Origin of the sequence: Sodalis sp. RH20, from assembly GCF_047324205.1 — a bacterium.
In the GTDB taxonomy this organism is placed as follows: Bacteria; Pseudomonadota; Gammaproteobacteria; order Enterobacterales; family Enterobacteriaceae; genus Acerihabitans.
On the sequence record NZ_CP178733.1, the window covers coordinates 1,038,993 to 1,061,671 of the forward strand.

The window sequence follows — 22,679 nt, forward strand, 5'->3', positions numbered from 1 at the left end:
GGGCGTAAACCGCCCCGGGTAATGAGATGAACCTCTTTCCCGTGTTATCCGCCGCCACGCAACGCCGGCTGCAAAACATTGCCATGGCGGTTTTATTACTGGCGCTGCTGGTATTGGCATGCCGGCTGTGGCCTCATCCGCCGCTTTCCCGGGGGCAACCTTTATCGTCGGTCTACTATGACCGGCAGGGGACGCTGATGCGTATCGCCCTCGCCAGTGACGACCGCTACCGGTTATGGACTCCGCTGGAGCGGGTTTCCCCGCTGGCGGTCAAAGGCCTGCTGCTGCATGAGGACCGCTGGTTTTACCTCCACCCCGGCTTCAACCCGTTCAGCCTGGCGCGGGGGTTCTGGCGCAGTTATGTCGCGGGCGGTAAAATGCAGGGCGGCTCGACCATCACCATGCAGCTGGCGCGCATGCGCTGGCATCTCAATACCCGCGCGCCGTCGGGCAAAATCATGCAGGTCCTGCGCGCGGCGCAGCTGGAACTGAGTTACTCCAAACACGATATTCTCGAAGCCTACCTGAACAGCGCCCCCTATGGCCGCAATATAGAGAGCATCGGGGCGGCCAGCCTGATTTATTTCGACAAGGCGCCGCAAGATCTGACCTTGCCGGAAGCGCTGACGCTGGCGGTGCTGCCGCAGTCGCCGCGTTATCGCATCGATGCCGGCGCCGGCGTGCTGGGCGCCTTGCTCTCGCAGGCGCGCAACCGGCTGTTCCAGCGCTGGCAGCGGCACTACGGCGTCGACGCCAGCCAGGGCGCGTTGTTCAGGCTGCCGCTGGCGCTGCGCCAGCCCGAGCGGCTGCCGTTCATCGCGCCGCATTTTATCGAGCAGCTGCGCCAGCAAAACCAGCGCTATATCGGCACCGATACCCGTATCGACACCACGCTGGACGCCGGCTTGCAGCGGCTCGTCGAGCGGCAGGTAACCGCGTTTATCACCCGCAACGAGCGCCGGGGCATCCATAATGCCGCCGTGCTGCTGGTGGATACCCGCGATATGGGAATACGCGCGCTGGCCGGGTCGGCGGATTATTACAACCGCGGCATTCAGGGACAGGTGAATGGCACCAACGCCAAACGCTCGCCGGGGTCGGCGCTCAAACCCTTTATTTATGCGCTGGGCTTGGAGCAGGGCGTGCTGCATCCGATGACTATCCTCAAGGATGTGCCCTCGGCGTTTGGCGCCTATGCCCCTGAGAATTTCGACCGCCGCTTTCTCGGCCCGGTCACCGCGACGGATGCCCTGAACTTCAGCCGCAATATTCCCGCCGTGTTCGTCGCTTCGCAGCTCCGGCAGCCGTCGTTTTATCAGTTCCTGCGGCTCTCCGGCATTGCCGATATGTCCAGTGAGAACCACTATGGCCTCGCGCTGGTATTGGGCGGGGGCGAGGTGACGATGCAGGAACTGGCAAAACTGTATGCGCTACTGGCGAATCGCGGCGAGCTGCAAGCGTTGCGGATGCAAAAAACCGATCCGCGTTCCGCCCCGGTCAGGTTACTCAGCGCGCAAGCCAGCTTCATCACCCTCGACATGCTGCGCCAACACCGCCGTCCCGGCGATACGCTGGCTCAACAACCCGCATCGTTACCGGTGTACTGGAAAACCGGCACCTCTTGGGGCTTTCGCGATGCGTGGAGCGTCGGGATTTTCGGCCCTTACGTCCTGGTGGTATGGGAAGGGAATTTCGACGGCGCCGGCAATAATGTCTTTGTCGGCGCGCAAGCGGCCGCGCCGCTGTTCTTCAACATAATCGACGGCATTAACGCCAGTTATCCCTCATTACAGGAACCGAAGCAGCCTTTTCCAAAGCAGCTGAAACGGGTCGATATCTGCCTCGCCAGCGGGGATTTACCGACGCCGTGGTGCCGGCAAACAGGCAAAACCTGGTTTATTCCCGGCAAGTCGCCAATCAAGGTCGATACGGTGTATCGCCCGGTGCGGCTGGATAAACTGACCGGCGACGTGGCCTGCCCGCCTTACGATGAAGATAAGACCCGCACCGAGGTGTTTGAGTTCTGGCCGTCGGATCTGGCGAACGTCTTTGCCCAGGCCGGCCTGCCCAAGCGCAAACCGCCGGCGAATCACTGCCAGGATGGCGGCGTGGACGTCAGCGGTAATCCGCCGCGGATTACGTCGCCGTTAAAGAACACGACCTATACCCTGAGGCAATCACAGCCGGGGCGCGACCGGATTTCGTTTAATGCGGTGACGGATGCCGACAGCAACCGGGTGTACTGGTTTGCCGATGATATCTATCTCGGCAGCTCCGCCAGCAAAACGGCCCTTGATTGGCGGCCCATCAACAGCGGGCGCTACCGCATCCGGGCGATCGACGATCGCGGGCGCGCCGACAGCCGGTTGGTGAATATTGAGATTGTCGATTAAGGCGGCAAAACGCGCGGCGGGTGAGCATACGGCCTGGCTGTTGAGATGGGCGCGCCGGGCCGCGCGATGCCGCAAGGCCCGGAATACCGGCCTGGGCCGGCGTCAATGGAACGCGCACAGATAGCCCCTTTTGCCAAAATACTTGCCATAATAATCTTTTGGATTGGGATGATAACCGATGGCTTTGCCATTTCCCTGCGCGGCACATTCTTTATCGCCCTCATTCTGGTATCTTTCCGGAACAGGGCCGAACAGTTTAGCATTATTCCAAAACTGCTTTTGCCCCGGGGGGCTTACCAGCTTTGGCGGCGTCACGGAAGGCTTGGTGCCGGGCGAATTAGCAATATAGGCGCACCCGGAAGCGAGCAGCATAAAACCGGCCAACATTATGGAAAGGGTGGTTTTTGTCATAACAGATACCTGAATAAGCTGTGTATTAAATGTCGCGTAATAGCGATATGTCCAGATGCAACGTGCGATGTCAATTTTATTGCATTGCGTTAATGTGTAAATAAAAAATAATAATCCATTCTTACAATAAATTCAGCGCTGAATAAACACGCGTAATTGAGTGTTGAGATATATTTTCCCGATTAATTCATTATTAATACACTTACAAATTACCGTTCATAATGGGCAGGTGCAATTGCCACTTTTATCATATCCGGTTATTTTTTTGCTTTGAGAAAACTCTCAGTAAAGAGTAATAAAAACCCCATAAAATTCAAGCGGTAAAAAGAATTAATATATTAACCGATTTAAAATTATCCCGGCGTGATATCCGTTGCGAATATCGGCAATTGCGTTTGTTATCATTTATGTCCCCAGGGTCACGCGCTATAACAACACCGCGGTAAACCTGAAACGGCGCGTTTACCGGCCAAGGGCGGCCAGGGGTGCGACGGCCGCTAGCGCTCGAATGGCGGCCCTCGGCGCCAAAACGGCCATTTATGAATCTGACTCATAGCCACATTATATTTTCATCAGGTTACCCGGGAAGGGTTCAAGGCTAAGATGAGGTTTCTGCCACCTCCCGTATACGCTAAAAAGAACATTATGAAGAAAACAGAAAGACGAGTGCTTATCGCCACAAGTCACAATACCGGGCTGTTATTTATCGTCATCCTGAGTGCTTTAATGGCATTCACCTCGTTGTCGACAGATATTTATTTACCCGCGATGCCGGCCATGTCAGCCGATCTCCGGGGGAGCGCGGAATTGACCATCACCGGTTTTTTAATTGGCTTTACCATAGCACAGCTTATTTGGGGGCCAATAAGCGATCGCCTGGGGCGCCGGGTGCCGTTATTTATCGGGATGGTGCTGTTTACCCTCGGGTCCATAGGCTGCGCCATGTCGCGTGATATTACTCAAATCGTCTTCTGGCGGGTATTCCAGGCGATGGGCGCCTGTATTGGACCGATGCTGGCGCGCGCGATGATCCGGGATTTATTTACCCGCACCCGCGCAGCGCAAATGTTGTCGACGCTGATGATGATTATGGCCATCGCGCCCATAGCAGGTCCGCTGCTCGGCGGACAGATGATCAGGGTGGCGTCCTGGCACGCCATTTTCTGGTTATTGGCCATTATAGGAACGCTGATGTTTATCTCCTTATGGTGGCTGCCGGAAACGCTGCCGCAGGCGCGGCGGATCAACGCCTCACTCGCTGGCGCTTTCGCTAATTATGTTTCTTTGCTGAAGAACAGGACATTCATGCGCTATACGCTGTGCGTGACCTTCTATTATGTTGCCGCGTATGCCTTTATTACCGGTTCGCCGTTTGTCTATATCAGTTATTACCAGGTTGATCCCCAGCATTATGGCTGGCTGTTCGCCATAAACGTGATTGGCCTGATGGCCATCAGCGCCGTCAACCGTAAGCTGGTGCAGCGCCACAAACTGGACACGCTGCTGAAAATAGCCACCTCGATTGCCGCCGCCGCCGCGGTGATATTGGCGCTGGCGACAAAAATGCAGGTGGGCGGTATCGTGCTCATTGTCATCAGCGTGTTTATCTTTTTTTCCATGAACGGGGTTATTGCCGCCACGTCTACCGCCGCGGCAATGGATGACGTGCCGGGAATGGCGGGATCCGCCTCGGCATTAATGGGTTCATTACAGTACGGGAGCGGGATTATTTCATCCCTGTTGCTGGCGTGGCTGAGCGACGGCACGCCCTGGACGATGGCCTGGATCATTGCGCTGTTCACCTCGGCCAGCGCCCTGATGGTGATACGGAAAAGCCCGGGAAGCGCACTATCGTGATAGCGCGCAGCAGAATCGCAAGGCAGGCGTGGGGCGCGTATTGCCATGGCGCGCCGGGAGGCGAGCCATAGTATGGCGGGGCTTACTGCTGATACTGCTCGTCGGTGACTTTTTCCAGCCAGTCGACGGCTTTGCCGTCCAGGGACTCGGCAATGGCGAGATGCGACATGGCGGAGGTGGCCGACGCACCGTGCCAGTGCTTAACGCCGGGCCGTATCCAGATGATATCGCCCTTATTCATGACCTGGGCCGGCTTCCCCCATTCCTGCACCCACCCCTGGCCTGCGGTGACAATCAGCGTCTGGCCCAGCGGATGCGTATGCCAGGCCGTGCGGGCCCCGGGCTGGAACGTGACGGTCGCGCCCCCCACGCGCGCGGGCGGCGTGGCCTGGAATGGCGCGTCGATACGTACCGTGCCGGTAAAATAGCTCTCCGGACCGCTGGCGGCGGGCGTGGAGCCGTGTCTGGTAATATCAATCATGGATGTTTCCTCAGCAAAAGTGGCCGACGGAGGTAGCGCCAACGGTAAGGCGGATATCATCAGTCGATTTATGACTATTTTCTCCAGCATAGATGCCCGACGATAATGACCAGCCTGCTGGTCATTATGATGTGAATAAGGCTGGGAAAAGCGAGAATCCTTTTTCGAGGATGCCACCGCCAGCATAAGGCAAAGATGATTAATGACAATGGGACCATTATTCATAGGACTTATTCATCATGCTCATAAGTGATATCAGTCCTACATTCCCTTTCCTCGCCAGCCCCCCGTCCTTGCATCATAGGTGTCGCCGCTGTGGCGACACCTATTCGCCAATATATCGCGTAAGCTCCATGGCATTATTTTATGCGGCAGCGCCGCCGTTAAGGCACGCTGAAATCATCAATGAGGTTTATTTGAACACTAACCAGACTTCAGGCGGCGCGTTGCGCAAGGCCTGCGTACTCCTGTCTGCCTGCCTTATCGCGGTGGCGAACCCGCTCGCCTTCACCGGGCCGGCCGTGGCCATTCCGACGCTCGGCCGGGCGCTGGAAGGCAGTTCGCTGGAACTCGCCTGGATCTCCAATGCCTTCATGCTCGCCTTCGGCAGCTGCCTGATGGCTGCCGGAGCGCTCGCCGACACCTTTGGACGAAAGAAGATCTTCCTTTGCGGGTCCTGCGCCCTGTGCATCGTTTCGGCCGCGCTTGCCTTCTCGCCAAACCTGTTCACCGCCGATTTGCTGCGCGCCGCCCAGGGCGTCGCGTCGGCGTTAGCGTTCTCCGGCGTGATGGCGGCGCTGGCGCAAGAATTCACCGGCCCCGGCGCCATCAGGGCTTTCAGCGTGGTCGGCACGAGTTTCGGCATCGGCCTGGCCTTCGGGCCGATAAGTTCAGGGCTTATGATTGCTATCTTCGGCTGGCGCTCAATCTTTTTCCTGGCGGCGGTCCTTGCCGGCGCGGCGTTCCTTCTTGGCACCGGCGTGGTGCGCGAATCGCGCGATCCCGACGCCGCAGGCCTCGACTGGAAAGGCGCCGTCAGCTTCACCGCCGCGCTGGCTTTCCTTACCAACGGCATTTTGGTCGCGCCGGCGGCCGGCTGGCTGGCTATGCCGGTCATTGTGTCTTTGGCCGGCGCATTGCTCCTCGGCGCCGTTTTTGTCCTGGTAGAAACCTCCGCGCGGCGGCCGATGCTCGACCTGTCGCTGTTCCGTATTCCGCGTTTCGTCGCTGTACAACTGCTGGCCGCGGCGCCGGCTTACGCTTTTGTGGTCCTGCTGGTGCTGCTTCCCATCCGGCTCGTCGGCATCAATGGCATGAGTGAACTGAAGGTCGGATGGATCATGATGGCGCTTTGCGGTCCGCTCCTGGTCCTGCCGCTCATCGCGGGCCTGCTCACGCGATGGTTATCCTCCGCTGCGCTGTGCGGAACAGGGCTGATGCTGTCGGCCTGCGGTCTCTTATGGCTGGGCCGCTGGGCGGGCGGCGAGGCCGGCCCGGCGCTGATTGCTCCGCTCCTGCTGATCGGCATCGGCATCAGTCTTCCCTGGGGGCTGATGGACGGGCTCGCCCTCAGCGTCGTGCCGCGCGAACGCGCCGGCATGGCGACGGGCATCTTCAACACCACCCGCGTGGCGGGTGAAGGCATCGCGCTCGCGATGGTAAACGCGCTGCTTGTGGCGTTGCTTATCCCCCGGTTTGATTCTTTACTGCCGGAGGCGCCATCATCGGCCAGCGCAGCCGCGCAGCGCCTGGCAGGCGGCGATTTGGCAGGGGCGAATGCCGCCCTCAACGCGTCTTCCCCTGAGGCCCTGACCGCAATTTACCAGAGCGTGTTCAGCCTCCTGCTCGACGTGCTTTCGGCAATCGCGGCAATAACCGCCATCGTCATCTTTATCGCATTGCGGGGCGCGGGACGCACGGCGGAATTGACGCGGTCATCGAACCCGTGACACCGGCGGTATTTTTACCCGTGCTTACGGATGGAGCCGGGCGCCTTTGATTGCCTTATCGACATCCTTGCGCGGGCCACGCACGGCAAGCCCCACTAAATCCGGCCTGTGCGCGTGCTCGGCGCGAAAAACCCTGCGCCCTTCCTCGCCATGGGATTGATCAAACATAGCGTTCACATAGGCGGAACACGTCAGGCCCCTCTCCTGACCAACCCGCAGCGCGCGTAACAGCGTATCCTGCGAAGCCGAAAATACGACTATAGGTTGCCCGAACAGTCGGGTATATTGCCGCTCATCCGCATCGATATATATATCGCTCATGGCCTCGGGGGAGGCATCGCCAATGCCTGTCGCCAGAAAAGCCGTGACGTTCAGTTTTTTCCAGAGCGGGAGGGGATCCAAAAGTATTATCGCGGTCTTGGTCAGAGGTACCATATCGTCATTCACTATCGCTGGTTGAACATTATTCTGCGGTAATATAATTTTCTCACATAATATTCGGCGCTAGGAAGTGTATAAGGCGAGAGGCGCGAAAATACGAACGCGGTTCGCAGCACATCTGTTTAAGTGTCTTGCCGGACCATGAAATCCTGAATATTCTTCAGCCCTAATAGCCTGTATGCACTTTGGGAACAGGCCTGAAAAAAAACGCAGGGAAATGCGGCGGCAATTTTTTCAATCCGCGTCGTCGCCATCCGTTAACGGGCTCGGGCCGCGTTCCAGGTAGGTAGAGAGGGCGATATGGCTATGCGTGGAAGACACGCCCTCTATTTCATGAATCTTGCCAAGCAATGCCTCCAGGGACTGAGTATCTTGCGTGCGGACCTTGAGCAGGATAGCGCTTTCCCCGGTGACCGTGTGGATTTCCTCGACTTCATTAAAGGCGCGAAATTCTAGAATCCGGCGGGTACTTGTCCAGTTTTTGGTGTCAACGTGCACGAAAGCAAGCAAGGGGCGGCCTAGCTTTTTGCCGTCCAAGAGGGCGACGGTGCCTTTGATGACGCCATCCTGTCTTAGACGCTTGGCCCGCTCGTGGATGGCGGGCGGCGACAAATGCATTAACTGGCCCAGCTCGGCGTAACTTCTCGTTGCGTCCTCCGACAGCAGGGCGAGGAGCTTGCGATTCGCCGCGTCAAGGCGGGAAAAGGCGCTTCTTGCGGTCTGTTTGCTTTTGCTCACGTGCTTCCACCCTCGAAAGTATTGACGCTGGTTCGGCATCATAAAACACCCGGGGAATGAGATAAAGTCATTGCAAGTGACCCCGTCTCATATTAATGCCACATCCCGCGTGTTATCGGTATTGGCCGTTTTGTTACGTTATGCCGGCTGCTTTATTCTTGTTGATCGTTAATACAGCCGGCGGCAGATTTTGCCTCGATGAGTGCGCTTGAATATTCCCCAAGGCAAACAGCGAAAATAAACGTCTCCTTGCCATGATATTAATCCTCCTGGCATACCATAACGGCAAAAAAGGTGTTTTTGCGATTCAATTTGACATTATTGTTAACGCAAGCCTTACGTTATCGCGGCCGGCGTTAGGGTAATATCCACTCTTTCTGAGAATGATTGTTCTCAAAACATAACGATTGAAAGAGTGAACCGATGACGCATCCAAAATTACTGATTATCAGTATGTTTTTGTTGATTGCCGGCTGTGATGACTCGACCTCGCCAACGGCCGGACAACCAGCCGCCATACCGCAAGTCAGTATTGTCACGCTACATACCCAGCCGGTAACACTCACCACCCAATTACCCGGCAGGACCACGGCGGTAAAGGGCGCGGAGGTCCGGCCGCAGGTCGACGGCATTATCCTGAAGCGGCTTTTCACCGAGGGTGCCGAGGTGAAGGCCGGCCAGCCGTTATATCAGATCGACCCCGCCACGTATCAGGCCGCCTATGATAAGGCGCAGGCGACGTTCACCAACGCCGCTGCGCTGGCCAAACGCTACAAGCCGCTGTCGGAAGCCCACGCCGTCAGCGGCCAGGTTTACGACGATGCGGTCGCCGCCGCCAAAGAAGCGGCCGCTGATGTGGAAACCGCGCGGGTCAATCTGAATTACACCCAGGTCAAGGCGCCGATTTCCGGCCATATCGGCCGGTCGATATACACCGAGGGCGCTTTGGTGACCAGCGGGCAAACGAGCTATCTGACCACCATCCAACAGCTGGATCCGATGTACGTCGATATCAGCGAATCCTCTCAGGATCTTTTGCGTTTGCGCCGGGCGCTGGCGCAGGGCCATCTGAAATCGGCCGGCGATAACGCCGCGGCGGTACAACTGACCCTAGAAGACGGCAGCATCTATCAACATGAGGGCAAGCTGGAGTTTTCTGAAGTGACGGTGGATGAGGGGACGGGATCGGTAACCCTGCGGGCATCGTTCCCCAACCCGCATAACGAACTGCTGCCGGGGATGTTTGTGCATGCGGTCCTGCGCCAGGGCGTGCAGGAGCAGGGTATTCTTATTCCCCAGGAAGCGGTCGGCCATGACGTCAAAGGTAAACCTTACGTCTATGTGGTGAAAACCGATGACACCATCGAACAACGCACTGTCGCCACCGGCGAAATGATCGACGGGGAGTGGCTGGTGGTGCAGGGGCTGCAGGCCGGTGAAAGAGTCGTTACCGACGGGCTCCAGAATATCCGCGCCGGTATCAAGGTTAACGCCAGCGAACGCCGGAACGCCGTCGCCTCAACGGGCAGCAACAACTCTTCGATGACCGATCCGTCGGCACAATAGGGGAAACCAGATGTCGAAGTTTTTTATCGAACGTCCCATTTTTGCCTGGGTCATCGCCATCGTCATTATGCTGGCGGGCGGCTTGTCCATCTTGTCTTTATCGATCAATCAATACCCTAATATCGCGCCTCCGGCTATTTCGGTTTCCGTGACCTATCCTGGCGCAAGCGCGGAAACCACGCAAAAAACCGTGGTGCAGGTTATCGAACAGCAAATGAACGGCCTGGACAACCTCCGTTACCTTGAATCGCAAAGTAACAGCGACGGCAGCGCCACCATTATCGCGACCTTCGATCAAGGCACCGATCCGGATACCGCGCAGGTACAGGTACAAAACAAGGTTTCGCTGGCGGAGTCGCAATTGCCCACCGAGGTGACCACCCAAGGGCTGAGGGTCGCTAAATATCAGGCCAATTTCATGATGGTGGTGAGCCTGATTTCGCAAGACGGCAAATTGAGCGATTCCGATCTGGCCAATCTCCTGGTGTCCAAGCTGGAAGACCCCATCGCCCGTACCAAAGGGGTGGGCGACTTTATGGTGATGGGTTCCGAATACGCCATGCGTATCTGGCTGGACCCGGCCAAATTGTATCAATATTCCTTGATCCCAAGCGACGTCAGTACCGCCATTACCCGGCAAAACGTGCAAATTTCTTCCGGTAAACTGGGGGGGCTGCCTTCGGTAAAGAATGCCAAATTCAGCGCCACGATTATCGGTAAAACCCGCCTGGAAAGCGTGAAACAGTTTGAAGATATCCTGCTTAAGGTGAATACCGATGGCTCGCAGGTGCGCTTACGCGATGTCGCCAAAATTGATTTGGGGCCGGAAGATTACAGTATTTCGTCAACCTTTAACGGCAAGCCTTCATCCGGGATGGCGTTAAGGCTGGCCAGCGGCGCCAATGTGCTGGATACCGCCAAAGCGGTCAAAGCCACCATCGCCGGTCTGCAGTCTTCCCTGCCGGACAACGTCAGGATCGAATACCCGTACGAAACCTCGCCGGTGGTCAGCGCCTCGATAGAAGAGGTGGTCAAAACCTTGTTTGAAGCCATTGTGCTGGTGTTCTGCGTCATGCTGCTGTTTTTACAAAATCTGCGCGCCACGCTCATCACCACCATGGTGGTGCCCGTGGTCCTGCTTGGTACGTTTGGCATACTGGCGGCCTTTGGGTACTCGATCAATACGCTGACCATGTTCGGTATGGTGCTGGCGATAGGCTTGCTGGTGGATGACGCCATCGTGGTGGTGGAAAACGTCGAGCGGGTCATGTCCGAAGAAAAGCTCGGGCCGAAAGACGCCACCATCAAATCCATGGCGCAAATTCAGGGCGCGTTGTTTGGCATCGCCCTGGTGCTGGCGGCGGTGCTGGTCCCGATGGCTTTTTTCAGCGGCTCAACCGGGATTATTTATCGCCAGTTCTCCATCACCATTGTTTCGGCCATGGCGTTGTCGGTGCTGATGGCGCTGATTTTCACGCCGGCATTATGCGCCACCCTGCTCAGGGCCTCGGCGGGAGAGCGATCGCAGCGCGGTTTCTCCGGCTGGTTCAACCGCAAATTTGATTCGGGCACCGTGCATTACACCCGCTATGTCGGCGGCGTTATCTCACGGCGCGGGGTATTTATGCTGGTTTACCTGCTTATTGTGGCGGCCACCGGTTATTTGTTTACCCGTGTTCCCGGGTCCTTTCTGCCGGACGAAGACCAGGGCGTGATGATGATGCAGGTGACCCTGCCGGCCAACGCCTCGGCGCTGCGCACCCAGCAGGTCCTGATGGATATGGAAAACTATCTGCTGGACAAGGAATCCGCCTCGGTGAGCTCGGTATTCGCCGCCAACGGCTTCAGCTTTTCCGGCCGCGGGCAGAACAGCGCCATGGCGTTTGTCAAGCTCAAGGACTGGAGCGAGCGCGGCGGCAGCAACCTGTCGGTGCAGGCGCTGGCCGGCCGCGCCATGCAGCACTTCGCCACGTTAAAAGACGGTAAGGCCTTTGCGCTGATCCCACCGGCGGTGATGGAGCTGGGCAACGCGACCGGTTTTGACTTCTACCTGCAGGATAACGCCGGCAAAGGCCATGACGCCCTGATGGCGGCGCGTAATCAGTTCCTGCAACTGGCCGCGCAGGATAAACGCCTGACGGCGGTACGTCCCAACGGGATGGAGGACGAACCGCAGTACCAGCTGCTTATTGATGACGAGCGCGCCAGCGCGCTGGGCCTGAACCTGGACGATATCAACGATACGCTGTCCGCCGCCTGGGGTTCCACCTATGTAAACCAGTTTATGTATGAGGACCGCGTCAAGCAGGTCTACATCCAGGGCAACGCCTCATCGCGCGTGACCCCGGAAGATCTGGATAAATGGTATTTCCGCAACGGCAGCGGCCAGATGGTACCGTTCTCGGCTTTCGGCAGCGGTAAATGGATCTATGGCTCACCCCGCTATGAACGTTTCAACGGCGTCTCGGCGGTGGAGATTATGGGATCGCCGGCAAGCGGGTTGAGTTCGGGCGCCGCGGTTAAGGCGGTCAATGACATCGCCGCCAAATTGCCGCAGGGCTTCAGCGTGCAGTGGCACGGACTGTCTTATGAAGAACAATTGTCCGGCTCGCAGACGCCGGCCCTGTACAGCCTTTCGGTGCTGGTGGTATTCCTTTGCCTCGCCGCCTTGTATGAGAGCTGGTCCATACCTTTTTCGGTGCTGCTGGTGGTACCGCTTGGCGTGTTGGGCACCATCGGCGCGGTATTGCTGCGCGGATTACAAAACGATGTCTTTTTCCAGGTCGGGCTGCTGACCACGGTCGGGCTGGCGGCGAAGAACGCCATCCTGATTGTGGAGTTCGCCAAAGAGCTGCATGAAAAGCAGGGCAAAGATCTGGTCGAGTCTGCCATTGACGCGGCCAGGCTGCGGATCCGCCCCATTATCATGACCTCGATGGCGTTTATCCTCGGCGTCTTGCCATTGACGATTTCCCATGGCGCCGGATCGGGCAGTCAACATTCCATTGGCACCGCCGTGGTGGGCGGCATGCTTACCGCTACCTTCCTGGCCATCTTTTTTGTGCCGATGTTTTATGTCGTCGTGGTCAACCTGTTCACCCGTAAAAACAAAAAAGCATCGCAGTCCGAGGCGACCTCTCATGAATAAACGTTATCTGGTTCCGGCTCTTGTGCCTGTTATGATTTCCCTGGCGCTGGCCGGCTGTACCTTGCAGCCGGCGTACCACCGGCCGGCAATGCCGGTGGCCGCGGACTGGGACGCCGCCGGCCAGCGCGGCAAGGCGGCGGACGGCGCGGATATCCGCTGGCAAACATTCTTTACCGACCCGGCCATGCATCAGCTGATCGGCCTGGCGTTAGCCAATAACCGCGATTTGCGGGTGGCGGCGTTGAATGTCGAGACGGCGCGCGCGCAATTCCATATCGACCGGGCCGCGCTGCTGCCCACGGTAGATTTGTCCGCCAGTCAAACGGCGGAACATTTGCCGGGGAACCTGTATTCGACCCAAAGCTCCGGGCCGGTAACCTACCATCAATACGATGCCAGCCTGGGCGTCACTTCCTGGGAGATGGATTTTTTCGGCCGGGTGCGCAGTCTGCGCGACAAAAGTCTGGAAAGCTATCTGTCGACCGAGGCGACGCAGCAGGCGACGCAAATCAGCCTGATTGCCGAAGTGGCGACGGGATATTTGACATTGTGTTCGGACAATGAATTATTACTGTTGGCGCAACAGACCGCCGCCAGCCAGCAACAATCCTATGATTTGACCAAACGCAGCTATGATGCCGGCGTCAGCACCTCGCAGGATTTGGCGCAAGCGGAAACCACGGTGCGCAGCGCCCAGGCCGATGTGGCGCAATATACCCGCCAGGTACGGCAGGATATCAATGCGCTGCGCCTGCTGGCCGGAACCGGGCTGCCCGCCGGTCTGGCCGAGCATGCCCGCCTGAATAAAGAGTGGCGTTTCCCGGCGACACCGGCCGGCCTGCCGTCCGATTTGCTGACGCGGCGGCCGGATATTATTGCCGCCGAACATACCCTGAAAGCGGCTAACGCCAATATCGGCGCGGCGCGGGCGGCATTTTTCCCAAGCATCAGCCTGACGGCGGCGGGCGGATCCTCAAGCAGCAGCCTGGGGCATTTGCTGGAAGGAGGGACCGCGGCCTGGTCGTTTGTGCCGACAATCACCCTGCCGATTTTTGATGGCGGCGTGAACCGGGCCAATCTGGATATCGCTAAAACCTCGCAAAAAATCGAGGTGGCGAATTATGAAAAATCCATCCAAACCGCGTTTAAAGAAGTCTCGGACGCCCTGGCCGGCCAGTCGACCTATCAGGACGAACTGGACGCCCGTTCGCTGAATACCGCGGCCAACCAGCGAAACTACGATGCGTCGAATATGCGTTATCGCCAGGGTGTGGATAATTATCTGTCTGTGCTGGTGGCTCAGCGTTCGCTTTATAGCGCGCAACAGTCGCAAATCACGACGCAGCTGGATTTGCTGCAGCAACAGATCACCCTTTACAAAGTCCTGGGCGGCGGATGGAAACAGTAGCCCTGGCGGTCAACGCCATCCGTCCGCTATCATCGGTGCCTGGCGATTGCCTTTTAGACCGGCTTACCGCTAGATTTATTGCTGGCCCCGGTAAAGGATTAAGATCTGATGGCAACTAAAAACAAACCCCTGGTGCCCGACAGGCAACAGAAAATTGCGGATCGGCGCGATCAGATTATTGCCGCCGCCCGCCTATGCTTTCGTAAACACGGTTTCCATGGCGCCGGTATGGCTGAAATCGCGGCGCAATCCCAGTTGAGCGTCGGCCAGATATACCGGTATTTCACCAATAAAGAGGCGATTATCGAAGAAATCGCGCATCGTATCGTCAAGCATCGGGTGCAACTCATGCTTGATAACGATAACAACCTGGAACATATGGCTTCAGCGCTGGCGGATCACCGGCTTTTGGATGGCGATGAGACGGAAATCAACCAGGCGCTGATGCTGGAGGTCTCGGCGGAAGCGACGCGCAATCCGCGTATTGCCCGCATTCTGCTGGATGTTGATGCCGTACTCTTCCGGGAGGGCTGCAAGATGCTAATGCAGGCCTATCCGCAGATGAGCCATGACGCCGCCGCCAGTCTGGCGGAGCTGATGGCGGTGCTCACCGAGGGAACCATGCTGCGTATCTTGACACAGCAGCGGCAAACCACGCATAAGGGTTTGCAGCAAATCTATCTGAACCTCTTCTCGGCGGTGTTTCCCGCCAGGCCCGAAACCGCGCCCGAGTAATGCATTTGCAAGCAACAGGGCCTGGGAGGCCCGTAGGCGAATGCGCCGGGAGAACCCGCGCACGCGCTGACGTGGTCAATCTCCCGACGCGCGGGGGTTGCGCGCAGCTACGGCGGTATTGGCGCGATAGAGATAAAGCGCGATGAAAAAGCCCATCGCCGCCGCAATCCCGCCGACCAGAAATAGGCTGCCGTAGCCGGCGCGGTCCGCCAGAAATCCCGCCACAGGCCCCGTCAAGCCATAGGCGAGATCCTGGAAGGCCGCATACCCGGCCATGGCGCTGCCGCGCAGATGCGGCTCCACGAGATGGACCACTTCACGCCCCATGGCCGGAAAGACCAATGAGCACCCGAGTCCGGTAAGGAATGCGCCGGCAAGGGCGAGGGAGGGATCGTGCGCGCTCCAGATAAGAATCTGGCCGATGGCTTCGATTGCCAGCGATCCAAGCGCCACGGGAAGGCCGCCCATGCGATCGGGCAGATGGCCAAATAGCACGCGGACCAGGACGAATCCGCAGCCGAAAGCCGTCAGGCCCAGCCCGGCGTAATGCCATTCCTGATGCAGGAAATAGAGGGCGAAGAACGCGCCGATAGCGGCAAATCCAATGCCTTGAAGGCAAACGACCACCCCATGCAGCCAGATTCTGCCGAGCACGTTCGTAAAGGCGGGGCGTTTGCCGTGCGCAGACGGGGCGACGCCGGCCATGCGCCAGATCGCCAGCAGGCCCAGGGCGCAGAGCAGCGCGCTCACAGCCATGGTGCTGGAAAAGCCAAACCATTTCAGCAGCGCCAGTCCCACCGGGCCGCCGACGGCCAGGGCGCCGTAAATGGCGGCGCCGACCAGGGCCAGTACCTGGCCTGAACGCGCGGGCCCCACCAAACCCACCCCCCATAGGATAATGCCGACGCCGGCCAGGCTTTCGCCCAGGCCGACCAACAACCGGCCCGCGATAAGAACCAGATACGCAAGCCAGGGGGCGTAGGGCAAAAATCCCGCCCCCGACGAAATGAGCGCCCCGCACGTATAAAAGCCCAGCCCCATCCTGACCGCATACCTGGCGCCACGGCGGTCGGCCAGGTTGCCGGCATAGCCGCGGGTCAATACCGTCGACAGGAAGGCGACGCCAACGCCGAGACCTGCGTAAACATTGCCGAACCCCAGTTTCCCGGTCACGAATACGGGAATGACCGGGAGAGGAATGGCCACGCACAAATAGGAAACAAACAAGATCGCCATCAGCAGCATGAGGCGTTTCTGCGCGGGATCCCGCTTAAGCGTATCAGTCATAATGCATTAATCCCCGCAAAGCGCCACCCCGTGGCGCCGGTAATGAATATTGGCGTAATGGCATCGCCTGAATGAAAAACATGGGAAGTCATGCTCAACCGAGTTTGATGGACAATTCCACGTCTTGGGCGAATGGCGTGGACAGGTAGCCCCCGGCGGGCGAGCGCACGCGCGCCAGATAATCGGGGCTGTAGTCGGTATTGTCGGCGACGATGAGCGCCCCCGGCCGCAGCCGCTTTTCGACCAGGTTAAGGATGTCGCTATAGAGCGACTTGGCGCCATCCAGCAACAGCAGGTCGATGGACGGGGGCAGATCGGCGGCCAGCGTTTTGAGCGCGTCGCCGGCCCTGATCTCCACCAGGTCGATCAGCCCGCCGGCGGTCAGATTCGCGCGCGCCTGCGCCAGCTTAGACGGTTCAAACTCGCTGGTGATAAGCCGGCCGCCGCCGTTGTCGCGCAGCGCCGCCGCCAGGTATAAAGTCGAGATGCCGAACGACGTGCCGAACTCCACGATGGTGCGTGCATTGGCGCTGCGCGCCAGCATATAAAGAAGCGTGCCGGTTTCGCGCGAGACCGGCAGCCAGAGGTCTTTCAGGTGCCCATAGAGCGCGAGATAGTCAGTCTTGCTGTGCATAAAGCGTTCGCGTTCTTCGTGCGCCATTGCCGCCCAGGCCGGACTGCGCGCCTCGTCCGCCTGTTTGAACAGGCGATCCAGCAGGGGAGCCAGCGGAGCGGTGGAGAGTGTGGTGATCATAAAAGTGTCCGATAGTGGAGGGCTGATGTTGACCGCCTTGCGGCGGCCGGATAATATGAGTAATTACTCGCGTTTTAGAATACGACTAATTCGTCATGTTTCCTATTCGCGTTCACCTTCACGTTGCCAGGGCCCCCATGACCCATCGCCGAAACCCGCAGATTTCCTCACGAAAAATACCCCAGCAGGCGCGTTCGGCAGAGCTTGTGGCCGCGATTCTCGAAGCGGCTACTCAGGTTTTAAAGGAAGAGGGCGCGCCGCGGTTCACCACCGCGCGGGTTGCCGAAAGGGCCGGTGTGAGCATTGGATCGGTGTATCAGTATTTCCCGAATAAGGCGTCGATCCTTTTTCGTCTCCAAAGCGATGAATGGCGGCAAACTACGGAATTACTGCGGCGCATCCTTGACGATGGCGGGACACCGCCGCTGGAGCGTTTGCGCATATTAGTGCACGCCTTTATTCGCTCCGAATGCGAGGAGGCCGAGATGCGCGTGGCGCTCAATGATGCCGCACCCCTCTATCGGGATGTCCCCGAGGCGCATGAGGCCCAGGCGGCGATCGACCAGACTGTGCAAGCCTTTATGCGGGAGGTGCTGCCCAACGCGTCGCTAACAACCCGGGCATTGGCAAGCGACCTGATCATGACGACCCTCAGTACCGTGGGGAAACATTTTTCCGCGGGTCCCCGTACCGCCGCCGAGATCACCGCCTATTCCGACGCCATGGCGGATATGTTCTGCGCCTATCTCGAAGGGATTGGCCATCGTTGAACCGGGCGTTTTTAACCGGGGTTTTATCGTGATTCAAATCGCAAATTTGTTATAAAGAGCGGGATAATTAATTTGTAATCGATTACTTTCGTGCAAACACGTTTTGTAATCGATTACTTTTTAAGGCGAGGCAACTCATGATGTCAACACTGGAAAGCAGTGAAGTCAGCCAAGTACAGCATCGGTTCCTGATACCGCGGCTGTCCCTGATGATGTTTTTACAATTTTTTATCTGGGGAAGTTGGTCGGTTACCCTGGGGCTGGTGATGGCGCATCACAATATGTCGTTGCTGATTGGCGACGCGTTCTCGGCGGGGCCCATCGCTTCGATTTTGTCCCCGTTTGTGCTGGGCATGCTGGTCGATCGCTTTTTTGCTTCCCAGAAAGTCATGGCGGTGATGAATCTGGCCGGCGCGGCGATCCTCTGGTTCGTGCCGCAGGCATTGATCGATGGCAACGGCACGCTGCTTATTGCCCTGCTGTTCGGCTATACGCTCTGTTTTATGCCGACGCTGGCGTTGGGCAACAATATTGCCTTCCACAGCCTGAAAAATGTCGATAAAAGCTTCCCGGTGGTGCGCGTATTCGGCACCATCGGTTGGATTGTCGCGGGCATATTCATTGGTGTTACCGGCGTGTCGGCCAGCGTGAATATTTTCTGGGTGGCGGGCATCTGCTCGGTATTGCTGGCGGTTTACAGCCTGACGTTGCCCCATACGCCGGCACCGGCCAAAGGGCAGCCGCTGGCGCTGCGCGATCTGTTCTGCGCCGATGCGTTCGCGCTGCTGAAAATCCGCCATTTCTTTGTGTTTTCGCTCTGCGCCATGCTGATTTCCGTACCGCTGGGCACCTACTATGCCTATACGGCGTCATATCTTGCCGATGTCGGCATCAGCGATGTCAGCACCGCCATGTCCTTCGGCCAGATGTCTGAAATCTTTTTTATGCTGGTTATTCCCCTGCTATTCCGCCGGCTGGGCGTCAAATACATGCTGCTGATAGGCATGCTGGCCTGGTTCGTCCGCTACGCCTTTTTCGCGCTGGGCGTCAGTGAGGAAGGCCGGTTCCTGCTGTATCTCGGCATTTTGCTGCACGGCGTGTGTTACGACTTTTTCTTTGTCGTCGGTTTTATCTATACCGACCGCGTCGCCGGCGCAAAGGTCAAAGGGCAGGCGCAGAGCATGATCGTCATGTTTACCTATGGCATCGGCATGCTGCTGGGTTCGCAGATTTCCGGCGCGCTTTACAACCGCCTGGTGGCGGGACAGACAGTGCCGCAGGCGTGGGTCACCTTTTGGTGGATCCCGGCGGTGTCCGCCGCCGTTATCGCGGTAATTTTCTTCTTTTACTTTAAATATAAAGAGCCAGAGCATGTTTGAGTTTGGGAGATGTAATGAAAACGATTAAAGGTCCGGGCATTTTTTTGTCCCAGTTTGTCGGGAAGCAACCCCCGTTTAATACGCTTGACGGGCTGGCGCAGTGGGCCGCCTCGCTGGGATATACCGCCTTGCAGATCCCTTGTAACCACAAGGCGATATTTGACCTGGAAAAAGCCGCCGCCAGCCAGATCTATTGCGATGAAATCCTGGAAACACTGGCTGGCCACGGACTGACCATTAGCGAGCTTTCCACCCACCTCGAGGGGCAGCTTATCGCCGTCCACCCCGCCTATGACCTGGCGTTCGATGGCTTTGCTCCTGTTACCGTCAGGGGAAACCCGGGGGCGCGCCGGGCATGGGCGACCCAGGCGTTGAAACAGGCAGCCGCCGCGTCCGCAAAGCTGGGATTAACGGCGCACGCCACCTTTTCCGGCTCGCTGGCCTGGCCGTATTTCTATCCCTGGCCGCCGCATAACCAGACGCTGCTGGACGAGGCGTTTAATGAACTGGCGCTGCGCTGGCGGCCGATACTGGACTGTTTTGACCAGAACGGGGTTGATGTATGTTTTGAGATCCATCCGGGCGAGGACCTGCACGACGGCGCCACGTTCGAACGTTTCCTGGCGCTGGTGGATAACCATCCGCGCTGTAACATCCTCTTCGATCCCAGCCATCTGCACCTGCAGCATATGGACTATCTGGCATTTATCGATCGGTATCACTCGCGCATCAAAGCCTTCCATGTCAAGGATGCGGAATTTGCGGCCAGCGGGCGCAGCGGTGTTTACGGCGGCTATCAGAACTGGATGGACAGGCCGGGGCGTTTCCGCTCTCCGGGCGACGGTCAGATTGATTTTAAAGCAATATTCAGCAAGCTGTCCCAGTATGACTTCGACGGCTGGGCGGTGTTGGAATGGGAATGCTGCCTGAAGGACGGCGAAACCGGCGCCCGTGAAGGCGGCGACTTTATCCGCCGCCATATTATTCCGGTCGCCGCCCGGGCTTTTGATGATTTTGCCGCCGGCAATGAGGACCGCGCAGACGCGCGCCGTATGCTGGGGCTGGGGGAGGATGCTACTCATGATTAAAGTCGGTATCGCCGGCACGGGTTTTATCGGCCCTGCCCATATTGAAGCCATCCGCCGGCTGGGATTTGTCGAGGTGGTGGCGCTGTGCGATACGCCGCTGGCCGCCGCCAAGGCCAAAGCGGCGCAGCTGAATGTTCCTTATGCTTACGGCGACATTGATGACTTGCTGGCCCATCCTGGACTCGATGTGGTGCATAACTGTACGCCCAACCATTTGCATGCCGACATCAACCGCAAAATCCTGCGCGCCGGCAAACATGTTTTTTCGGAAAAACCCTTGTGCCTGACCGCCCTTGAGGCGCGCGAACTGGTCGCCATGGCCGAGCAGGCAGGGGTGGTGCACGGCGTCAGTTTCGTCTACCGGCAGTTCGCCATGGTGCAGCAGGCCGCCAGTATGCTGCGCCACGGGCGCTTGGGCCGGTTGTTTTCGGCGCACGGTAGCTACCTGCAGGACTGGATGCTGCTGGAGACCGATTACAACTGGCGCGTGGACGCCGCCCTTGGGGGCAGCTCCCGCGCCGTGGCGGATATTGGCTCGCACTGGTGCGACACGGTGCAGTTTGTCACTGGCCGGCGGATTACCGCGGTCATGGCGGATTTATCCACCGTCTGGCCAACGCGTAAAGCCAATATGCGGGGCAATTCGACGTTTTCCGCCGGGCAACAGGACGCGCGTTACGAAGACCGCCCGGTTACCACGGAAGATATGGGGTTTGTCCTGTTCCGCTTTGACGACGGTAGCAAAGGCTGTTTCAGTGTGTCGCAGGTCAGCGCGGGCAGAAAAAACCGGCTGAGTTTTGAGGTGAACGGCAGCGATGCTTCCGTCGCCTGGGATCAGGAAACGCCGCAGCAATTGTGGATAGGGCATCGAACGGCGGCCAACCAGTTGCTCTGCGACGATCCGGGGCTGATGAACGCCGACGTGGCGCACAGTGCGCACTTCCCCGGAGGGCACATTGAAGGCTGGCCGGATGCGTTCAAGAACATGATGCTGCAATTTTATACCGCCGTGCGCGACGGCCGGGCGCCGGCGAAGGGCTGCAGCCCGTTCGCCACCTTTTATGAGGGTGCCGGCGTGATGCGCGTTATTGATGCCATCGTGCAAAGCCACCGGCAGCAGGGCTGGGTTACCGTCGCCGATTGAGAACGGACGCCCGGCGCGCAGACAGAAACGCCGGGCTTTGATTCATGCCGCAAGTAAACTGTGGTAGCCTCTGGTAATAGGGTGATGACCGCAGGATGTGTTGTCGTAATGTCGATTCAAAAAATAGCTAAACTGGCGGGAGTCTCGGTGGCGACGGTGTCCCGGGTGCTGAATAACAGTGATACCGTGAAAGTCCATAACCGCGAGCGCGTTTTGGCGGCTATCCGCGCCAGCAACTACCAGCCCAACCTGCTGGCCCGTCAACTGAGAACCGCCAGAAGCTCCATGATCCTGGTGATGGTCTCGAATATCGCCAATCCCTTCTGTGCCGTGGTGGTGAAAGGGATTGAAGAAGAAGCGGAAAAAAACGGCTACCGTATCCTGCTATGCAACTCGAATTCGGACATCGAACGGTCAAAATCAAGCCTGGGATTGCTCTCGGGCAAAATGGTCGATGGCATTATTACCATGGATGCGTTTTCAACCTTGCCCGATCTCAGCGCCATGATTGGCCAGACGCCGTGGGTACAGTGCGCGGAATATGCCGATGCCGGCAACGTTTCCTGCGTCGGTATCAACGATACCGACGCGGCGGAGCATGCCGTCCGGCATTTGCTGAAACGCGGATGCCGCCGTATTGCGCTTATCAATCACGATCTCAGCTACAAATATGCCCAGCTCAGGGAGCGGGGCTATAAAACGATACTGCGCCGGCAGGCTCCCGGTTATGAAGCCATTGCGTATGCCAGCGACCTGAGCAGCAGGGCGGGCAAGGCGGCGATGGAAACATTGCTGGATGCGGATCCGCGCCCGGATGCGGTGTTTGCCGTATCCGATACGCTGGCGGCGGGCGCCATGCGTGCCATTGAAGCCGCCGGACTGTCCATTCCGCGCGATATCGCGGTAGTCGGTTTCGACGGTTCTGAACTGGCCGAGATGGTGTCGCCCCAGCTCACCACCATTGAGCAGCCGTCGAGGGAAATAGGCCGCCAGGCCGTTTCCCTGCTGCTTAAAAAAATTGATAACCCGGACGCGCCGGCGGAACGCGTCATGTTGAACTGGCATTTTATTGCGCGGGCCAGTGCTTAAGCCTGCTCCCGATAACCCGCTAAGGTAGGGCGGCAGGATAG

18 protein-coding genes are annotated in these 22,679 nt (G+C 58.2%); 12 read left to right on the top strand and 6 right to left on the bottom strand.

Translation table 11 applies throughout. The features are described from left to right. The first annotated feature begins 26 nt into the window (after positions 1-26). Positions 27-2,393, top strand: a complete 2,367-nt coding sequence (gene pbpC / locus ACL2XM_RS04790; protein ID WP_413732516.1) for a penicillin-binding protein 1C — start codon at positions 27-29, stop codon at positions 2,391-2,393. A gap of 102 nt (positions 2,394-2,495) precedes the next feature. Here pbpC and ACL2XM_RS04795 read toward each other — a convergent pair whose 3' ends face one another. Then, complete coding sequence (locus ACL2XM_RS04795; protein WP_410014521.1) at positions 2,496-2,804, bottom strand: hypothetical protein; 309 nt, start codon at positions 2,802-2,804, stop codon at positions 2,496-2,498. A 645-nt stretch (positions 2,805-3,449) separates the two neighbouring features. Here ACL2XM_RS04795 and ACL2XM_RS04800 point away from each other — a divergent pair. Next, positions 3,450-4,661 (top strand): multidrug effflux MFS transporter, encoded by a 1,212-nt coding sequence (locus tag ACL2XM_RS04800; RefSeq protein WP_410014522.1) that lies wholly within the window; start codon positions 3,450-3,452, stop codon positions 4,659-4,661. Between the two features lie 82 nt (positions 4,662-4,743). Here the strand turns inward: ACL2XM_RS04800 and ACL2XM_RS04805 are convergent, their stop codons facing one another. After that, on the bottom strand, positions 4,744-5,214 hold the full coding sequence (locus ACL2XM_RS04805) for a cupin domain-containing protein (RefSeq protein ID WP_413731034.1): 471 nt from the start codon (positions 5,212-5,214) through the stop codon (positions 4,744-4,746). A gap of 281 nt (positions 5,215-5,495) precedes the next feature. On the opposite strand from ACL2XM_RS04805, the gene ACL2XM_RS04810 reads away from it, so the two are divergent. Further along, positions 5,496-7,091, top strand: a complete 1,596-nt coding sequence (locus ACL2XM_RS04810; RefSeq protein ID WP_413729886.1) for an MFS transporter — start codon at positions 5,496-5,498, stop codon at positions 7,089-7,091. A gap of 24 nt (positions 7,092-7,115) precedes the next feature. Here the strand turns inward: ACL2XM_RS04810 and ACL2XM_RS04815 are convergent, their stop codons facing one another. Next, entirely contained in the window at positions 7,116-7,526 is a 411-nt protein-coding gene (locus ACL2XM_RS04815) for a DUF2000 family protein (RefSeq protein ID WP_413732518.1), read from the bottom strand. A 240-nt stretch (positions 7,527-7,766) separates the two neighbouring features. Continuing rightward, a complete protein-coding gene (locus tag ACL2XM_RS04820; protein ID WP_413732519.1) occupies positions 7,767-8,270 on the bottom strand; it encodes an Lrp/AsnC family transcriptional regulator in 504 nt (167 codons plus the stop codon). Between the two features lie 423 nt (positions 8,271-8,693). On the opposite strand from ACL2XM_RS04820, the gene ACL2XM_RS04825 reads away from it, so the two are divergent. The 4 genes from ACL2XM_RS04825 to ACL2XM_RS04840 all read left to right on the top strand — a co-directional run bounded on the left by ACL2XM_RS04825 (position 8,694) and on the right by ACL2XM_RS04840 (position 15,127). Beyond that, positions 8,694-9,836, top strand: a complete 1,143-nt coding sequence (locus tag ACL2XM_RS04825; protein ID WP_413723153.1) for an efflux RND transporter periplasmic adaptor subunit — start codon at positions 8,694-8,696, stop codon at positions 9,834-9,836. Between the two features lie 10 nt (positions 9,837-9,846). Next, on the top strand, positions 9,847-12,984 hold the full coding sequence (locus tag ACL2XM_RS04830; protein ID WP_413732521.1) for an efflux RND transporter permease subunit: 3,138 nt from the start codon (positions 9,847-9,849) through the stop codon (positions 12,982-12,984). Continuing rightward, entirely contained in the window at positions 12,977-14,392 is a 1,416-nt protein-coding gene (locus ACL2XM_RS04835; protein WP_413732523.1) for an efflux transporter outer membrane subunit, read from the top strand. The genes ACL2XM_RS04830 and ACL2XM_RS04835 overlap by 8 nt, the downstream gene beginning before the upstream one ends. Before the next feature lie 108 nt (positions 14,393-14,500). Next, positions 14,501-15,127 (top strand): TetR/AcrR family transcriptional regulator, encoded by a 627-nt coding sequence (locus ACL2XM_RS04840; RefSeq protein ID WP_413732525.1) that lies wholly within the window; start codon positions 14,501-14,503, stop codon positions 15,125-15,127. A gap of 75 nt (positions 15,128-15,202) precedes the next feature. Here ACL2XM_RS04840 and ACL2XM_RS04845 read toward each other — a convergent pair whose 3' ends face one another. Together ACL2XM_RS04845 and ACL2XM_RS04850 are read right to left on the bottom strand one after the other, a co-directional pair. Continuing rightward, on the bottom strand, positions 15,203-16,414 hold the full coding sequence (locus ACL2XM_RS04845) for an MFS transporter (protein ID WP_413732526.1): 1,212 nt from the start codon (positions 16,412-16,414) through the stop codon (positions 15,203-15,205). A gap of 94 nt (positions 16,415-16,508) precedes the next feature. Further along, positions 16,509-17,168, bottom strand: a complete 660-nt coding sequence (locus ACL2XM_RS04850; RefSeq protein ID WP_413723149.1) for an O-methyltransferase — start codon at positions 17,166-17,168, stop codon at positions 16,509-16,511. A gap of 137 nt (positions 17,169-17,305) precedes the next feature. Between ACL2XM_RS04850 and ACL2XM_RS04855 the strand changes: the two genes are divergently transcribed. The 5 genes from ACL2XM_RS04855 (at position 17,306) to ACL2XM_RS04875 (ending at position 22,638) form a co-directional block, all read left to right on the top strand. Beyond that, the gene (locus ACL2XM_RS04855) at positions 17,306-17,938 is read left to right on the top strand and encodes a TetR family transcriptional regulator (RefSeq protein WP_410014531.1); all 633 of its coding nucleotides are present in this window, start codon (positions 17,306-17,308) and stop codon (positions 17,936-17,938) included. 137 nt (positions 17,939-18,075) lie between these two features. Continuing rightward, entirely contained in the window at positions 18,076-19,317 is a 1,242-nt protein-coding gene (locus ACL2XM_RS04860; RefSeq protein WP_413723148.1) for an MFS transporter, read from the top strand. 14 nt (positions 19,318-19,331) lie between these two features. Continuing rightward, positions 19,332-20,405 (top strand): sugar phosphate isomerase/epimerase family protein, encoded by a 1,074-nt coding sequence (locus tag ACL2XM_RS04865; RefSeq protein WP_413732529.1) that lies wholly within the window; start codon positions 19,332-19,334, stop codon positions 20,403-20,405. Continuing rightward, positions 20,398-21,549 (top strand): Gfo/Idh/MocA family protein, encoded by a 1,152-nt coding sequence (locus ACL2XM_RS04870; protein WP_413732530.1) that lies wholly within the window; start codon positions 20,398-20,400, stop codon positions 21,547-21,549. The genes ACL2XM_RS04865 and ACL2XM_RS04870 overlap by 8 nt, the downstream gene beginning before the upstream one ends. Positions 21,550-21,657: 108 nt before the next feature. Beyond that, positions 21,658-22,638, top strand: coding sequence for a LacI family DNA-binding transcriptional regulator (locus ACL2XM_RS04875; RefSeq protein WP_413732531.1), 981 nt, complete (start codon positions 21,658-21,660; stop codon positions 22,636-22,638). Positions 22,639-22,679 lie beyond the last annotated feature (41 nt).

What these genes read in the sequence shown, in the direction of transcription:
- ACL2XM_RS04800 (WP_410014522.1), top strand. Translation starts at nt 3,450, where the DNA reads ATGAAGAAAACAGAAAGACGAGTGCTTATCGCCACAAGTCACAATACC.
- ACL2XM_RS04870 (WP_413732530.1), top strand. Translation starts at nt 20,398, where the DNA reads ATGATTAAAGTCGGTATCGCCGGCACGGGTTTTATCGGCCCTGCCCAT.
- ACL2XM_RS04815 (WP_413732518.1), bottom strand. Translation starts at nt 7,526, where the DNA reads ATGGTACCTCTGACCAAGACCGCGATAATACTTTTGGATCCCCTCCCG.
- ACL2XM_RS04855 (WP_410014531.1), top strand. Translation starts at nt 17,306, where the DNA reads ATGACCCATCGCCGAAACCCGCAGATTTCCTCACGAAAAATACCCCAG.
- ACL2XM_RS04835 (WP_413732523.1), top strand. Translation starts at nt 12,977, where the DNA reads ATGAATAAACGTTATCTGGTTCCGGCTCTTGTGCCTGTTATGATTTCC.
- ACL2XM_RS04850 (WP_413723149.1), bottom strand. Translation starts at nt 17,168, where the DNA reads ATGATCACCACACTCTCCACCGCTCCGCTGGCTCCCCTGCTGGATCGC.
- ACL2XM_RS04875 (WP_413732531.1), top strand. Translation starts at nt 21,658, where the DNA reads ATGTCGATTCAAAAAATAGCTAAACTGGCGGGAGTCTCGGTGGCGACG.
- ACL2XM_RS04830 (WP_413732521.1), top strand. Translation starts at nt 9,847, where the DNA reads ATGTCGAAGTTTTTTATCGAACGTCCCATTTTTGCCTGGGTCATCGCC.
- ACL2XM_RS04865 (WP_413732529.1), top strand. Translation starts at nt 19,332, where the DNA reads ATGAAAACGATTAAAGGTCCGGGCATTTTTTTGTCCCAGTTTGTCGGG.
- ACL2XM_RS04860 (WP_413723148.1), top strand. Translation starts at nt 18,076, where the DNA reads ATGATGTCAACACTGGAAAGCAGTGAAGTCAGCCAAGTACAGCATCGG.
- pbpC (WP_413732516.1), top strand. Translation starts at nt 27, where the DNA reads ATGAACCTCTTTCCCGTGTTATCCGCCGCCACGCAACGCCGGCTGCAA.
- ACL2XM_RS04845 (WP_413732526.1), bottom strand. Translation starts at nt 16,414, where the DNA reads ATGACTGATACGCTTAAGCGGGATCCCGCGCAGAAACGCCTCATGCTG.
- ACL2XM_RS04795 (WP_410014521.1), bottom strand. Translation starts at nt 2,804, where the DNA reads ATGACAAAAACCACCCTTTCCATAATGTTGGCCGGTTTTATGCTGCTC.
- ACL2XM_RS04825 (WP_413723153.1), top strand. Translation starts at nt 8,694, where the DNA reads ATGACGCATCCAAAATTACTGATTATCAGTATGTTTTTGTTGATTGCC.
- ACL2XM_RS04810 (WP_413729886.1), top strand. Translation starts at nt 5,496, where the DNA reads ATGGCATTATTTTATGCGGCAGCGCCGCCGTTAAGGCACGCTGAAATC.
- ACL2XM_RS04840 (WP_413732525.1), top strand. Translation starts at nt 14,501, where the DNA reads ATGGCAACTAAAAACAAACCCCTGGTGCCCGACAGGCAACAGAAAATT.